The sequence below is a fragment of the Microbacterium sp. LjRoot45 genome, from assembly GCF_964253325.1.
In the GTDB taxonomy this organism is placed as follows: domain Bacteria; phylum Actinomycetota; class Actinomycetes; order Actinomycetales; family Microbacteriaceae; genus Microbacterium.
Genome location: NZ_CAXUQM020000001.1, coordinates 2,334,432 through 2,349,406, shown reverse-complemented (window position 1 = coordinate 2,349,406; position 14,975 = coordinate 2,334,432). Strand labels below are relative to the sequence as shown.

Sequence of the window (14,975 nt, the reverse complement as noted above, 5' to 3'; positions counted from 1 at the left end):
CTCCCACGCGTCGGGCCTCGCGACTACGCTGGTCGAGTGACAGCCGCTCAGCTCCCCGATCTGACCTCGTACGACGGCGTGCTCTTCGACCTCGACGGAGTGCTCACTCCCACGGCGGAGGTGCACATGCACGCCTGGCAGACCATGTTCACCGAGCTCTTCACGGCGTGGGACATCACCCCGCCGTACTCGGAGCGCGACTACTTCGAGTACCTCGACGGCAAGAAGCGCTACGACGGCGTCGCGAGCCTCCTGCGCTCGCGCGACGTCGAGGTGCCGTGGGGTGACCCGTCCGATCCGCCGTCGGCCGACACCGTCTGCGGCATCGGCAACCGGAAGAACGACGTGTTCTCGAGCGTGCTGCGCGCCGAGGGGATCGCGCCGTACCCCGGCTCGCTGGCCCTCGTCGATCGGCTGCGGGCCGCGGGCGTGCCGATCGCGGTCGTCTCCAGTTCCAAGAACGCGGAGGAGGTGCTGCAGGTCGCCGGCATCCGAGACCTCTTCCCCGTCGTGATGGACGGTGTCATCGCCGAGCGCGAGGGCCTGCCGTCCAAGCCCGCTCCGGACGTCTTCGCGGAGGGGGCGCGCATGCTGGGCGTCGATCCCGCTCGCAGCGCCGCCGTCGAAGACGCGCACTCCGGCGTACAGTCCGCCGCCGCGGCCGGGTTCGCGCTCGTTGTCGGTGTCGACCGCGGCGTCGGTGCCGACGTGCTCCTGTCCTCGGGGGCGCACGTCGTCGTCGACGACCTGTCCGCCTTCGTCTCCTGAACGACCCCTTCGTTCCGTTCTCCGTCGACCTCCAGACCAGAGGAGCTCCATGATCGATCGCGATCGCTTCCCCGTCGACCCGTGGCGTCTCGTCGAGCGCACGTTCTCCCTCGACGATGTGGGGGTCACCGAGACCCTCTTCGCCCAGGGGAACGGCTATCTCGGCCTCCGGGGTAATCACCCGGAGGGTCGCCACGCCCACGAGCACGGCACTTTCGTGAACGGCTTCCACGAGATCTTCCCGATCCGCCATGCCGAGCAGGCCTACGGCTTCGCCGAGGTCGGGCAGACCATCATCAACGCGCCCGACGCCAAGGTCATGCGCGTGTACGTCGACGACGAACCGCTCTCGTTCGACGTGGCCGACGTGCGCGAGTACGAGCGGGCGTTCGACTTCCGCACGGGAGTGCTGACGCGGCACGTGCGGTGGACCACCCCGAGCGGCAAGGACGTCGTCATCGACTTCGAGCGCATCGTGTCGTTCGAGGAGAAGCATCTGGCGGTCATGCGCGTCACCGTCACGGTGCTCAATGCCGACGCCCCGGTCACCGTGAGCTGCCAGCTCATCAATCGGCAGGACGGCCAGGACGTCTACGGCGGCGGCGGACCCGCCGGGAAGGCCAAGGCCGGCTTCGATCCCCGCAAGGCGGAGAAGATCGACGAGCGGGTGCTCCAGCCGCAGGAGTTCTGGCAGGACGGCCTGCGCTCGGCGCTGGCGTACCGCGTCACCGCCTCCGGCATGACGATCGCCGTCGTCGCCGACCATGTCGTCGACACCGAGAACGAGTACTCGGCGCGCACGCTCGCCGAGCCCGACATCACCAAGAACGTCTTCCGCATCCAGGCGAAGGCGGGCGTTCCCACGACGGTCACGAAGCTCGTGAGCTACCACACCTCCCGCGGCGTGCCCGCGCGCGAGCTCGTCGACCGCGGTCGCCGCACCCTCGACCGCGTCGGTGCGGAGGGCGTGCAGGAGCAGTTCGACCGCCAGGCCGCGTGGGCCGAGGCGTTCTGGCAGCGGTCCGATGTGGTCATCGAGGGTCGCGACGACCTCCAGCAGGCCACCCGGTGGTGCCTCTGGCAGTTGGCGCAGGCGGCCGCGCGGGCCGACGGGCAGGGGGTGCCGGCCAAGGGCGTCTCGGGCTCGGGCTACAGCGGCCACTACTTCTGGGACACGGAGATCTACGTGCTCCCGTTCCTCATCTACACGACGCCGCTGTGGGCGCGCAACGCGCTGCGGATGCGGTACCTCATGCTGCCGTCGGCGCGGAAGCGTGCCGGTCAGCTCAACGAGGCGGGTGCGCTCTTCCCGTGGCGCACGATCAACGGCGAGGAGGCGTCGGCCTATTACGCGGCCGGCACCGCGCAGTACCACATCAACGCCGACGTCAGCTTCGCCCTCGGCAAGTACGTGCGAGCGACGGGCGATGACGAGTTCCTCCACCGCGAGGGCGTGGACATCGCCGTCGAGACCGCTCGCCTGTGGACCACGCTCGGTTTCTGGCGCTACAACGAGACCGGCGACCCCGAGGTGTTCCACATCCACGGCGTCACCGGTCCCGATGAGTACACGACGGTCGTCAACGACAACCTGTTCACCAACGTCATGGCCCGCTACAACCTGCGCTTCGCGGCGCGTGCGGTGCGTGAGATGGAGGAGAACGAGCCGGAGCGCTACGCCCACATGGTCGACCGGCTCCGCCTCGAGCCGGGAGAGCCGGATGCCTGGGACCGTGCCGCCGAGGCGATGCACATCCCGTACAGCGAGGCGCTCGGCATCCACCCGCAGGATGCCGTGTTCCTGGAGCGGGAGGTCTGGGATCTCGAGAACACCCCGCCGGAGCAGCGCCCCCTCCTCCTGCACTTCCACCCGCTGGTGATCTACCGCTACCAGGTGCTCAAGCAGGCCGACGTCGTGCTCGCGCTGTACCTGCAGGGCAACCACTTCACGGCGGCGGAGAAGCTCGCCGACTTCCAGTACTACGACCCGCTCACGACGGGCGACTCGACGCTGTCCGCCGTCGTGCAGTCGATCCTCGCCGCCGAGGTGGGGTACCAGGATCTCGCGCTGGAGTACTTCCGGGAGTCGATCTTCGTCGACCTGGGTGACCTGCACCACAACGCCGCCGACGGTGTGCACGTCGCGTCTGCGGGCGGTGTGTGGACGGCGTTGGTGGCCGGTTTCGGCGGCATGCGCGACCACTTCGGCGACCTGTCGTTCGACCCTCGCCTCCCGGCCGACTGGCCGTCGCTGTCGTACACGCTGCACTGGCACGGCACCGAACTGAAGATCACGGTGACCGCGGACGCTCTCACGGTCGTGGCCGGCCCGGGTGAATCGGTGGGCTTCGAGGTGCGCGGGGCCTGGTACACGGTCGAGGGCGGAGAGACCGTCGTTGTGCCGCTCGAGGGTCAGGGGCCCGTGCTGCCGGGCCGCCCGACTCTCGGCGACATCAGCGAGCAGTTGCGCGAGGACGGGTCGATGATCTCGGCATCCGTCCCCATCTCCACGGCCACGTCGTCGATCCCGGTGATCACCGGATCGTCGCCCACGTTGACCGAGAACGGCAACCTCGGCGTCGACTCCTAGGTCGCGGCGAACCCGGCGGGTGCGGAGGCGACGGCTTCCGCATCCGCCGTTCGCGATCCTGCCGCCTCGACGGAGGCGCCGCGACGGTCGGCGACGATGGCGCGCACGGCGTCGCGGCCGGCGCGATTGGCCCCGACGGTGGACTGTGAGGGCCCGTAGCCGATGAGGAAGAGCCGCGGGTCGTCGAGCGAACGTCCGTCGGCCACGCGGATGCCGCCGGCGGGTGTGCGCAGCCCGAGCGGCGCGAGGTGGGCGATGTCGGCGCGGAATCCGGTGGCCCACAGGATGACGTCGGCCGGTTCGAGGGAGCCGTCCGGCATCCGCACGCCGTTCTCCTCGATCGAGACGAACATCGGATGCCGTGCGAGCACACCCCGTGTGCGAGCGGCGCGCGCCCACGGCGTCCAGTGCTGGCCGGTCACGGAGATGACGCTGCCGGGCGGGAGGCCTCGGCGCACGCGCTCTTCCACGCCGGCGATCGCGGCGATCCGCGCGGCCGTGTCGAAGTCGCCGGCATCCCACTCGACCTCGCGGCGCGTCACCCAGAACGTGTCGGCGACGCGGGAGATCTCGTCGAGGAGCTGGATCGCGGAGACGCCTGCCCCGACGATCACGACGCGGCGGCCCGCGAACTCCTCGGCGGCGACGTAGTCGTGGACGTGGAGCTGCCGGCCCGCGAACCGGTCCTGCCCCGGATAGTGCGGCCAGAACGGCCGCCGCCACGTGCCGGTCGCGTTGATCACGTACGCGGCACTCCACGTTCCCGCGTCGGTCTCGACGAGGAGACGCCCGTGCGGGTCGTCGTCGGCGCGACGGACGGCCGCGACCCGCACGGGACGGCGTACCCGCAGGTCGAAGCGCGCCTCGTAGTCGGCGAAGTACGCGGGCAAGACGTCGCGGCTCGCCGCTGCCGGGTCTGCCGGAGGCACCGCGAATCCCGGGAGTTCGTGGATGCCGTTGACCGTCGCCATGCGGAGAGACGCCCAGCGGTGCTGCCACGCACCGCCCGGTGCGGTCTCGGCGTCGAGCACGACGAACGACCCGGCTCCCGCGTCGCCCGGCGGTCCGTCGACGGGACCGAACCCTCGGCGGCGGAGGTGATAGGCGGCCGAGAGGCCCGCCTGCCCGGCGCCGATCACGACGACGTCGACGGGTGAGGGCTCCATGCCGGGGGCAACGTCCGCGGGGGCGGGGTTCTTCCCGTCGCGATGTCTGCGGGACGCCGTAGTCTGTTCTGGTGACCACCGCCCTGTATCGCCGCTACCGGCCCGAGTCGTTCGGCGAGATGATCGGGCAGTCCCAGGTCACGGAGCCGCTCATGACCGCGCTGCGCGGCGACCGCGTGGGTCACGCCTACCTCTTCTCCGGCCCTCGCGGCTGCGGAAAGACCACGTCGGCGCGCATTCTCGCCCGGTGCCTCAACTGCGCTCAAGGCCCCACCGACACGCCCTGCGGAATGTGCGACAGCTGTGTCGAACTCAGCCGCGGCGGCGGTGGTTCGCTCGACGTCGTCGAGATCGACGCGGCATCCCACAACGGCGTCGACGATGCGCGCGACCTGAGGGAGCGCGCGGTGTTCGCGCCGGCGCGCGACCGCTTCAAGATCTTCATCCTCGATGAGGCCCACATGGTCACGGCGCAGGGCTTCAACGCGCTGCTCAAGCTCGTCGAGGAGCCGCCGGCGCACGTCAAGTTCATCTTCGCGACGACCGAGCCCGAGAAGGTCATCGGCACGATCCGCTCGCGCACCCACCACTATCCGTTCCGGCTGGTCGCCCCGGCGGCCATGCTCGAGTACGTCGAGCAGTTGTGCACGGCTGAGAACGTCTCGGTGGAGCCGGGCGTGCTGCCGCTCGTCGTCCGTGCCGGTGGCGGATCGCCGCGCGACACGCTCTCGTTGCTCGATCAGCTCATCGCCGGTTCCGACGACGGCGTCGTGGGATACGAGCGGGCCGTGGCACTGCTCGGCTACACGCACGGCGAGCTGCTCGACGAGGTCGTGGAGGCGTTCGCGCGCCACGATGCCGGAGCGGCCTTCGCCGCCGTCGACCGCGTCGTGCAGACCGGTCAAGACCCTCGACGCTTCGTCGACGACCTCCTCGAGCGCCTGCGCGATCTCATCATCGTCTCCGCCACCGGGGCCGGGGCCTCTGCCGTGCTGCGGGGAGTTCCGGTCGACGAACTGGAGCGCATGGGCGTGCAGGCGTCTGCCTTCGGCGCCGACCGTCTCTCGCGCGTCGCCGACATCGTGGTGACGGCCCTCGACGACATGTCCGGCGCCACGTCGCCGCGGCTCCAGCTCGAGCTGCTGGTCGCGCGGGTTCTGGCGAGCGCCGCGCCCGCGCCCCTCGTCTCCGCGGCGCCGTCCGCTGCTCCTGCTGCGCCGGTATCGGCTCCGGCGGCCCCGTCGCCCGCTGTTCCCGCTCCTGCTGCACCGGTCTCGGTTCCGGCGGCTGCGTCGCCCGCCGCTCCTGCTGCGCCGGTCGCGGCTCCGGCCGCCGCTGCCGCCGCGGCACCCGAAGCGGCTCCCGTCGCCGACGCGGTCCCGGCCGCACCCGCCGTGCCGTCCGGCCCGCTTGCGCTGTCCGACGTCGTCACGGCGTGGCCCCGGGTGCTGGCGGCCCTCGAGCCGGTCAGCCGATCGTCGTGGATGCTCGCGTCCGCCGCGCATCCCGTCGCCTTCGCCGGTGACGTGCTGACCCTTGCCTTCCACAGTGCGTCCGACGTCACGTCCTTCAAGAAGCTCGCCGGCGGCAAGGGCCCGCGCGAAGACCTCCGCGGCGCGATCGTGCAGGTGCTCGGCGTGCGGGTCAAGTACGTCGCACGCCACGACCCCGCGATCGGCACTCCCGGCGATGTCGGCGGCCCCGCCGGTTCCGGTGGCACCGCTGCGTCCGGCGACGCCGATGCGGAGGGTGCGTCAGGTCCGGTACCCGATACCGGGCCGGACGGCGATCGCCGCGACGCGCCGTCGGCACGACGCCCCGGTGTGCCGGCCGCCTCGGCGGTGTTACGACCTGCCCCCGCCCGCGCGCCCGAGCCCACGCGATCCGCGCCCGTCGCCTCGGCAGCCGCCGCTCCCGTGACGGAGTGGGCCGTCGCCCCGATTCCCGGAGGTGACGCCGCTCCCGCACCGCTCGCCGTCGATGAGGAGCCCGAGGATGCCGCGGCCCCGGCATCCGTTCGCACGCTCACGCGTGAGCACGACGGCGACGTGCTCACCGACGCGGACGCACCGATGACAGCCGAGGAGGAGGAAGAGCTTCCGCCTCCCGTGATCGCCGACGCTCCGCTGCCGCCTCGCGCTCCCGTCGCCGTCGAGCGCGCCGCGCCCGCCCGGACGTCGAGGCCCGGCGGGATCGAGCGTGTCGGCGAGGCCGTCGTCCGCCAGATGCTCGGCGCGACCTTCGTGCGCGAAGAGCCGTACACCCCGCCCGCGAGGTTCCAGTAATCATGTACGACGGCATCGTCCAAGACCTCATCGACGAGTTCGGTCGCCTTCCCGGCATCGGACCCAAGTCGGCGCAGCGCATCGCGTTCCACATCCTCCAGACGCCCACGTTCGACGTGTCCCGGCTCTCGCACCTGCTGGGGGAGCTGCGTGAAAGGGTGCGGTTCTGCGAGATCTGCGGCAACGTGTCCGAGCAGGAGCGCTGCGGCATCTGCCGGGATCCGCGTCGCGATGCCACCTTCATCTGTGTCGTCGAAGACGCCAAAGACGTCTCGGCCATCGAGCGCACGCGGGAGTTCCGAGGGCTGTACCACGTGCTCGGCGGCGCGATCAGCCCCATCGCGGGGATCGGTCCCGACGACCTGCGCATCACGCAGCTGATGCAGCGACTCGCCGACGGCACGGTGCAGGAGGTCATCCTCGCGACCAATCCCAATCTGGAGGGCGAGGCGACCGCGACCTACCTCAGCCGGCTGCTGCATACGCTCGAGATCCGCGTCACCCGCCTGGCATCCGGGCTGCCCGTGGGTGGCGACCTCGAGTACGCCGACGAAGTCACCCTCGGCCGCGCCTTCGAGGGGCGTCGCACCGTCTGATGGTCGCGACCACGGTCTCGGCGCGCGGTTGGCTGCTCTACGGCGCCATGGCCGTGCTGTGGGGCATCCCGTACCTGTTCATCAAGGAGGCGGTCGACTCCTATTCGCCCGCCGCCATCGTCGCCGGGCGCACCCTGTTGGGGGCGCTCATCCTCCTCCCGCTCGCTCTGCACCGACGCGCGCTCGGTCCGGCGCTTCGCCTCTGGCCGTGGGTGCTCGCTTTCGGCGCCATCGAGATGGCCGGTCCGTTCCTGCTCCTCGGTCACGCCGAGCAGACGCTCTCGTCGGGACTCACGGGTCTTCTCGTCGCCACCGTGCCCCTCTTCGCCGCGATCATCTCGCTGCTGCGCGGGGATCGCGGCGTGCTGTCCCCGGCACGCGCGATCGGTCTGGGTGTCGGCTTCGCGGGGGTCGCGGTCATCGTCCTCGGACCGGGACTCGCCGTCGCCGATCCTCGCGACGCGCTCTGGGCGGTGGGACAGGTGCTGCTGGTCGCCGTCCTCTACGCCATCGCGCCGTTCCTCATCGCGACGAAGCTGAAGGACGTGCCATCGCTCGGCACGATCACGCTCTCCCTCCTGATGATCGGCATCGCCTACCTGCCCTTCGGCCTACTGACGCAGCACGAGGTGCCGACCGTCCGCTCCACCGTGTCACTGGTGGCCCTCGGCATCCTCTGCACGGCCGTCGCCTTCCTCGGGTTCTTCGCGCTCATCCGCGAGGTGGGCCCGGTGCGGGCGCCGCTGTTCACCTACGTCAACCCCGTCGTCGCGATCCTCCTGGGGGTCGTGATCCTGGGCGAGCCCCTCTCGCCCGGACTCCTGCTGGGCTTCCCGCTCGTCATCGTCGGATGCTGGCTCGCGGCGACGGGTGGACGGTTGCGCAGGCGACCGATCGCGAACGAGCTCCCCATCGTCTGAGCCTGCATGCCTCGCGCCCGGAGGCGTCTGCGGGAACGGGTGCGTCTGCGGATGCCGTCAGTCGAGCGGCGCGAAGGTGTCGGGATCGTTCGCGAACGCGACCTGCAGTGCGGCATCGATGTCTTCGTCGGTGAGGGTGTAGGTCGCATCGATGCGTTCCGCCGCGTCGGAGAAGTCGTCGTCGTCATTGTCGTCGTCGTCGCCGGTGACGAGGTCGCGCTCCTCCAGCACCGCGTTGTCGATCGCGGCGGCGGCGTCTTCGAGGCCGAGGAAGCGGTATGCGTCGACGACCGCGTCGCTCGTGTAGACGTCGTCGTGCGCGTGCAACTCGACGGCGTTCAGCAGCCCGCCGTTGCGGACGAGGCCGTGGAACGTCAGCACCGTCAGGAGGGCGGCGTCACCGGGGTGAGTGGCATCGGCGGGAGAGGCGAGGTCGAGGGCGCGGTCCCAGATCGCGTCGGTATGAGCGCTCATGCGTTACACGCTACGCGCTCGGGCCCGTACGTCACATGGCCGTCGTGGCATCCGCCCCCTCCTAAGATGGGACGTCGGGGCCGGTTCCGGCCCGCCCGGCCCCTGCGGCCGGAGGTTTCCCGGGAGTTGTGCAGTGGCGCTGATCGTCCAGAAGTACGGCGGATCGTCGGTCGCCGACGCCGAGAGCATCAAGCGCGTCGCGAAGCGGATCGTCGACGCCCGCCGCGCGGGTCACGATGTCGTCGTCGCCGTCAGCGCCATGGGCGACACGACCGACGAACTCCTCGATCTCGCGCACGCCGTCGCGCCCATCCCCGCGCCGCGGGAGCTCGACATGCTGCTCTCCTCGGGTGAGCGCATCTCGATGGCGCTCCTCGCGATGGCGATCCACTCCATGGGTTTCGAGGCCCGCTCGCTCACCGGCAGCCAGGCGGGCATGATCACGACGGCGCACCACGGTGCTGCCCGCATCGTCGACGTCACACCGGTGCGCGTGCGGGAGGCGCTCGACGAGGGCGCGATCGTCATCGTCGCGGGCTTCCAGGGCTTCAACCGCGACACCCGCGACATCACGACGCTCGGGCGGGGCGGGTCCGACACGACCGCCGTCGCTCTCGCCGCCGCGCTCGACGCCGACGTGTGCGAGATCTACAGCGACGTCGACGGCATCTTCACGGCCGATCCGCGCGTCGTTCCCAAAGCTCGCAAGCTCGGCACGATCGGTGCCGAAGAGATGCTCGAGCTGGCCGCCAACGGCGCCAAAGTCCTGTACATCCGTGCGGTGGAGTACGCTCGCCGCCACGGCGTCATGATCCATGCCCGCTCGACGTTCAGCTCGGGGGTGGGCACGTTCGTGCTCGGACCCGGGATGACCATTCCCGAGGGCGTAGAAGGGGTTGAAGTGGAAGAGCCGATCGTCGCAGGAGTCGCGACCGACCTCAGCCAGGCGAAGATCACGGTCATCGGGGTTCCCGACGTGCCCGGCAAGGCCGCGGAGATCTTCAAGATCGTCGCGCGCAGCGGGGCGAACGTCGACATGATCGTGCAGAACGTCTCGGCAGCCGCCACGGGGCGCACCGATATCTCGTTTACGCTTCCCAAGGCGGATGCCTCGGCGGCGCTGCGGGCGCTCGCGGCCGAGCAGCAGGGCGTCGGCTTCGAGAGCCTCGTCCACGACGATCAGATCGGCAAGCTGTCGGTCGTCGGTGCGGGAATGCGCGCCCACAGCGGCGTCTCGGCGACCCTCTTCGAGGCGCTGTCGACGGCGGGCGTGAACATCGAGATGATCTCCACGTCCGAGATCCGCATCTCGGTCGTCGTCCGCGGCGACGAACTGGCCGATGCTGCGCGCATCGTCCACACCGCCTACGGTCTCGACGGCGACGCGGAAGCGGTCGTCTACGCCGGCAGCGGCCGCTGATCCGGCCTTTCCCCGGTCGTTGAGCGAGCCGAAACGCGTTCTCCGTTTCGTCTCGTCGCTGCGCTCCTCGCTCAACGACCGGGGGTGTTCTCCGTTTCGTCTCGTCGCTGCGCTCCTCGCGCAACGACCGGGGGTGTTCTCCGTTTCGTCTCGTCGCTGCGCTCCTCGCTCAACGACCGGGGGTGTGGCGGGCCGTTTCCCCGGTCGTTGAGCGAGCGCAGCGAGTCGAAACGCAGCTTCAGCCCTGCGCGGCGAGCCAGGCGGTGAAGGTCGGGCCGAGCAGCTGCGCCTCCGGTCCCGGTAGCGCGAGCCCGTGCCGCATCCCGCGCATCTGCGGTCCGGGAATGCTCACCGGCAGCACCGGTCCCCGACGGCCCTCGTGTCGCACCCACGCGCGGACCATGTCCGACAGCGCCTCCTCGTGGGGGCCGGCGATGTCGTCGGCGTGCCCCGCGGGAGCACCTTCCGCGAGGGCCACGAGTCTCTCGGCCACGGCCGACGCCGCGATCGGCTGCACGCGGGCGCGCGGGGCGATCTGCAGGGGTCCGAGTTTCGCCTGAGCGGCGACCTGCTGCGCGAACTCGTGGAACTGGGTGGCGCGCAGGATCGTGGTCGGCACCGTGCCCGCCGCGTACTCCGCCTCCTGGGCGACCTTCCCGGCGTAATAGCCGTGCGGGTTGCGATCGATCCCCACGATGGACAGGACGACGACGTGGCGGATGCCGGTGTCGACGGCGGCCGCGACCAGGTTCCGCGACGCCTGCCGGAAGAACGCGACCGACTCTTCCGCGCTCATCGTCCCGACGCTGGCCACGTCGATCGCGACGTCGGCACCGGCGAGGGCGGCGGCGAGACCCGCACGAGGCGGCTGCAGCACGTCGACGCCCGTCGAGCGCGCCACGACGACCGTGTCGTGCCCGCGGGCGTGTGCGGCAGCGACGACCTCCCTTCCGACGGTGCCTGTTCCTCCGATGACGGCGATCCTCATGGTGTTCCCTTCCTTGGTCGGTCACTGTAACGACGACGCAGCCCCGCAGAATGTGAGGTGACGCGTGGGCGCACGAGAGGGCGGGGTGTGGACGAGACGACGAGCGAAGCGGAATTGGCCGGCGGCGGACTGCTGGCGGCGGAGCGACCGCGTCTCCTTGCCGCCGCCTATCGGATGCTCGGTACCCGTGCCGATGCCGAGGATGCCGTTCAGGAGGCGTTCGCCCGATGGCTTCGCCTGAGCGACGAGGAACGCGGCGGCATCCGTGCTCCCGGCGCCTGGCTCCTCCGCGTCACGGGGCGCGTGTGCCTGGACGTCTGGGGCTCGGCGCGGCGCAGGCGCGAGCTGTACGTGGGGGAGTGGCTCCCGGAACCCCTCCCGGTGCATGCGGATGCCGCGGACGACGACCCCGCCGCGCGAGTCGAACGGGCAGACAGCGTCTCGACCGCGCTGCTCCTCGTGCTGGAGACGCTGACGCCCGCCGAGCGGGTCGCGTTCGTGCTCCACGACGTGTTCGCGGTGTCGTTCGCCGAGATCGCCGAGGTCGTCGGCCGGTCGCCGGCGGCGTGCCGTCAGTTGGCGGCGTCGGCCCGTCGCCATGTGGGATCGCGGCCGGGCGCCGGGGTGTCGCGCGAACGCCACTCCGCCCTCGTCCGCGCCTTCGCGGATGCCGCGGGGTCCGGCCGCCTCGATGCGCTGGTCGCCGTCCTCGACCCCGACGTCGTGCTGCGCTCCGACGGGGGAGGCCGCGTCTCCGCCGCGCGGCGTCCGGTCCGCGGCTCCGACGACGTCGCCCGCTTCCTTCTCGGCCTCGCGCGGAAGCAGCCGGAGGCCACGTACGAGCCCGTCGTTCACGGCGACGGCGACGGCATCCTGATCCGGCTGGACGGTGCCGTCGCCGCAGTCATCTCCTTCGCCACCGATGGGGCACGCGTGACCGACATCTGGATGATGCGCAATCCCGAAAAGCTCGGTGCCTGGCGCTGACGGATGCCGGTGCGTGCCGGTGCACGGGCGTCATACGGTCGGGGTGGTGGTGAGCGGCCGGTAGAATCGCGGCAAACGCCCCCTCGGGCAACGCCCCCGCTTCACCGGCAAGGATCCACCATGACTCGCATCTCCGAATCCGGACTCTCCGTCGCCGTCGTCGGCGCCACCGGCCAGGTCGGCACGGTCATGCGCGAGATTCTCGCCGAGCGCGATTTCCCGATCCGCGAACTGCGTCTGTTCGCCACCGCCCGCAGCGCGGGCACGTCGGTCGAGTTCGCGGGCGAGTCGATCGTCGTCGAAGACGTCGCCACGGCCGACCCGTCGGGCATCGACATCGCGCTGTTCAGCGCCGGCGCCACCGGCTCTCGCGCGCACGCCCCACGCTTCGCCGAGGCCGGTGCCGTCGTCATCGACAACTCCAGCGCCTGGCGCATGGACCCCGAGGTACCGCTCGTCGTCAGCGAGGTCAACCCGCACGCGATCGAAGACCTGCCCAAGGGCATCATCGCCAATCCCAACTGCACCACGATGGCCGCCATGCCCGTGCTCAAGCCGCTTCACGCCGAAGCGGGGCTCGAGCGCCTCATCGTCAGCACCTACCAGGCGGTCTCCGGCTCGGGACTCGCGGGAGCGCAGGAACTCCTCGGCCAGGTGGAGGGGGTCCTCGCGCAGGGCAACACTCTCGATCTCGTCCACGACGGCTCCGCTGTCGACTTCCCCCAGCCGGAGAAGTATGTGGCGCCGATCGCCTTCGACGTGATCCCGCTCGCCGGCTCGCTCGTCGACGACGGACAGGGTGAGACCGACGAAGAGAAGAAGCTCCGCAACGAGAGCCGGAAGATCCTGGAGCTGCCCGACCTCCGCGTCGCGGGAACCTGCGTCCGTGTGCCGGTCTTCACCGGTCACTCGCTGTCGATCCACGCCGAGTTCGCTCGGGAGCTCACGCCCGAGCGGGCGCGCGAGGTCCTGGCATCCGCTCCGGGCGTCGCGCTCGAAGAGGTCCCGACCCCCCTGCAGGCCGCCGGGAACGACCCGAGCTACGTCGGTCGCATCCGCGCCGACCAGTCCGCCCCGGAGGGCAAGGGTCTCGTGCTGTTCATCAGCAACGACAACCTCCGCAAGGGCGCCGCGCTCAACGCCGTGCAGATCGCCGAGCTCGTCGCGGCACGCCTCACCGCCGCCGTCTGACCGGGGCGCCGCGCATATCCGGGGTGAAAGAACCCCGATCCTTGACGGATGAGGATGCCGCAAGCCGTCGGAGCCGGGGAAAACCGGGCCTAGACTGGAACATCGTGAGTGAACCAGTCGACGTCGTCCTGATCGGCGGTGGCATCATGAGCGCCACCCTCGGAACCCTCCTGAAGCAGTTGCAGCCGGAGTGGAAGATCGTCGTCTGCGAACGCCTGTCCGAGGTGGCCCAGGAGTCCTCCAACGCGTGGAACAACGCGGGCACCGGGCATGCGGCGCTGTGCGAGCTCAACTACATGCCCGAGGCTCCCGACGGCACGGTCGATCCGGCCAAGGCGGTCGGCATCAACGAGCAGTTCCAGCAGAGCCGCCAGCTGTGGACGTCGCTCGTGGAGCGGGGCATTCTCGACGAGCCGTCGACGTTCATCAACGCCGCGCCGCACATGACGTTCGTCCGCGGCGAGAAAGACGTCGCCTACCTGAAGAAGCGCTACGAGGCGCTGAAGACGCAGCCGCTGTTCGCCGGCATCGAGTACTCCGAAGACTCGCGCGTGATCAACCAGTGGGCACCGCTGCTCATGCAGAAGCGGCGCAAGGGCGAGCCGTTCGCGGCGACCCGCGTGCCGGCCGGTACCGACGTCGACTTCGGCTCGCTCACCCGCCAGCTCTTCGACGACCTCACCGACAAGGGTGTCGAGGTCGTCACCAACCGTGAAGTGCGCAACCTCACGCGCCAGAAGGACGGCACGTGGAAGGTCTCGTACCGCCACTCGCTCGGAAAGACCCCGGGCAGCCTCACCGCGCGTTTCGTCTTCGTCGGCGCGGGCGGCTGGGCCATCAAGCTGCTGCAGCGCTCCGGCATCCCGGAGATCAAGGGATACGGTGTCTTCCCGATCGGCGGGCAGTGGCTGAAGACCAGCAACCCCGCCATCGTCGCCCAGCACAAGGCGAAGGTGTACTCGCAGGCGTCGGTCGGCGCGCCGCCCATGTCGGTGCCCCACCTCGACACGCGCATCGTCGACGGCGAGGCGTCGCTGCTGTTCGGACCGTTCGCGACGTTCAGCCCCAAGTTCCTCAAGAACGGGCGGATCACCGACATCATCGCCCAGGTTCGCCCTTCCAACCTGTGGCCCATGATCAAGGTCGCGATCGACAACCCGGGCCTCATCGGCTACCTCGTCAGCGAGCTTCTCAAGAACCACAAGAAGAAGGTCGACTCCCTGCGCACCTTCATGCCGACCGCGAAAGACGAGGACTGGGAGCTCCTGCAGGCCGGTCAGCGGGCGCAGGTCATGAAGAAGGATCCCGAGAAGGGCGGCGTGCTGCAGTTCGGCACCGAGGTCGTGACGTCGGCCGACGGCTCGATCGCGGGGCTCCTGGGTGCATCGCCGGGCGCGTCGACGGCGGCGTCGATCATGCTCGGTCTCCTCAAGCGCTGCTTCCCCGACCGGCTCGCCGAGTGGGAGCCCACGCTGCGCGAGCTGATCCCCAGCTACGGCGACACGCTCAACCCCCGTCCCGAGGTCGCCGAGGAGTCGCTGCGACGCACGGCGGCGGCCCTGCAGATCAACCCGTGACAGCGGTTCGATA

The 14,975-nt window shown here is 70.4% G+C and carries 12 protein-coding genes; 9 read left to right on the top strand and 3 right to left on the bottom strand.

Annotation, left to right across the window (positions count from 1 at the left end):
* Positions 1 to 36 precede the first annotated feature (36 nt).
* Both ACSQ18_RS11175 and ACSQ18_RS11170 read left to right on the top strand, forming a co-directional pair.
* Positions 37 to 768 carry an HAD family hydrolase gene (locus ACSQ18_RS11175; RefSeq protein WP_436037402.1) on the top strand — a complete coding sequence of 244 codons (732 nt, stop codon included), beginning with the start codon at positions 37 to 39 and terminating at the stop codon, positions 766 to 768.
* A 49-nt stretch (positions 769 to 817) separates the two neighbouring features.
* Entirely contained in the window at positions 818 to 3,358 is a 2,541-nt protein-coding gene (locus ACSQ18_RS11170) for a glycoside hydrolase family 65 protein (protein WP_436037400.1), read from the top strand.
* Here the strand turns inward: ACSQ18_RS11170 and ACSQ18_RS11165 are convergent.
* Positions 3,355 to 4,524 (bottom strand): NAD(P)-binding domain-containing protein, encoded by a 1,170-nt coding sequence (locus ACSQ18_RS11165; protein ID WP_436037399.1) that lies wholly within the window; start codon positions 4,522 to 4,524, stop codon positions 3,355 to 3,357. The genes ACSQ18_RS11170 and ACSQ18_RS11165 overlap by 4 nt on opposite strands.
* Positions 4,525 to 4,595: 71 nt before the next feature.
* Here ACSQ18_RS11165 and ACSQ18_RS11160 point away from each other — a divergent pair, with 71 nt between their 5' ends.
* The 3 genes from ACSQ18_RS11160 to ACSQ18_RS11150 are packed head-to-tail and all read left to right on the top strand — an operon-like array spanning position 4,596 to position 8,325.
* The gene (locus ACSQ18_RS11160; protein WP_436037398.1) at positions 4,596 to 6,809 is read left to right on the top strand and encodes a DNA polymerase III subunit gamma and tau; all 2,214 of its coding nucleotides are present in this window, start codon (positions 4,596 to 4,598) and stop codon (positions 6,807 to 6,809) included.
* Between the two features lie 2 nt (positions 6,810 to 6,811).
* The gene (gene recR, locus ACSQ18_RS11155) at positions 6,812 to 7,405 is read left to right on the top strand and encodes a recombination mediator RecR (protein WP_144805995.1); all 594 of its coding nucleotides are present in this window, start codon (positions 6,812 to 6,814) and stop codon (positions 7,403 to 7,405) included.
* Positions 7,405 to 8,325 (top strand): DMT family transporter, encoded by a 921-nt coding sequence (locus tag ACSQ18_RS11150; RefSeq protein ID WP_436037396.1) that lies wholly within the window; start codon positions 7,405 to 7,407, stop codon positions 8,323 to 8,325. The genes recR and ACSQ18_RS11150 overlap by 1 nt, the downstream gene beginning before the upstream one ends.
* 57 nt (positions 8,326 to 8,382) lie before the next feature.
* Here the strand turns inward: ACSQ18_RS11150 and ACSQ18_RS11145 are convergent, their stop codons facing one another.
* The gene (locus tag ACSQ18_RS11145) at positions 8,383 to 8,799 is read right to left on the bottom strand and encodes a DMP19 family protein (protein WP_436037395.1); all 417 of its coding nucleotides are present in this window, start codon (positions 8,797 to 8,799) and stop codon (positions 8,383 to 8,385) included.
* A gap of 133 nt (positions 8,800 to 8,932) precedes the next feature.
* Between ACSQ18_RS11145 and ACSQ18_RS11140 the strand changes: the two genes are divergently transcribed.
* On the top strand, positions 8,933 to 10,219 hold the full coding sequence (locus ACSQ18_RS11140; protein ID WP_436037394.1) for an aspartate kinase: 1,287 nt from the start codon (positions 8,933 to 8,935) through the stop codon (positions 10,217 to 10,219).
* A 238-nt stretch (positions 10,220 to 10,457) separates the two neighbouring features.
* Here the strand turns inward: ACSQ18_RS11140 and ACSQ18_RS11135 are convergent, their stop codons facing one another.
* Positions 10,458 to 11,207, bottom strand: coding sequence for an SDR family oxidoreductase (locus tag ACSQ18_RS11135; RefSeq protein ID WP_436037393.1), 750 nt, complete (start codon positions 11,205 to 11,207; stop codon positions 10,458 to 10,460).
* A gap of 87 nt (positions 11,208 to 11,294) precedes the next feature.
* Here ACSQ18_RS11135 and sigJ point away from each other — a divergent pair, with 87 nt between their 5' ends.
* The 3 genes from sigJ to ACSQ18_RS11120 all read left to right on the top strand — a co-directional run bounded on the left by sigJ (position 11,295) and on the right by ACSQ18_RS11120 (position 14,962).
* The gene (sigJ, locus tag ACSQ18_RS11130) at positions 11,295 to 12,194 is read left to right on the top strand and encodes an RNA polymerase sigma factor SigJ (RefSeq protein WP_436037392.1); all 900 of its coding nucleotides are present in this window, start codon (positions 11,295 to 11,297) and stop codon (positions 12,192 to 12,194) included.
* Positions 12,195 to 12,314: 120 nt separating this feature from the next.
* The gene (locus tag ACSQ18_RS11125; RefSeq protein WP_436037391.1) at positions 12,315 to 13,385 is read left to right on the top strand and encodes an aspartate-semialdehyde dehydrogenase; all 1,071 of its coding nucleotides are present in this window, start codon (positions 12,315 to 12,317) and stop codon (positions 13,383 to 13,385) included.
* A 104-nt stretch (positions 13,386 to 13,489) separates the two neighbouring features.
* Positions 13,490 to 14,962: a malate:quinone oxidoreductase gene (locus ACSQ18_RS11120; protein ID WP_436037390.1), complete on the top strand. Its 1,473-nt coding sequence runs from the start codon at positions 13,490 to 13,492 to the stop codon at positions 14,960 to 14,962.
* The last annotated feature ends 13 nt before the right edge of the window (positions 14,963 to 14,975 follow it).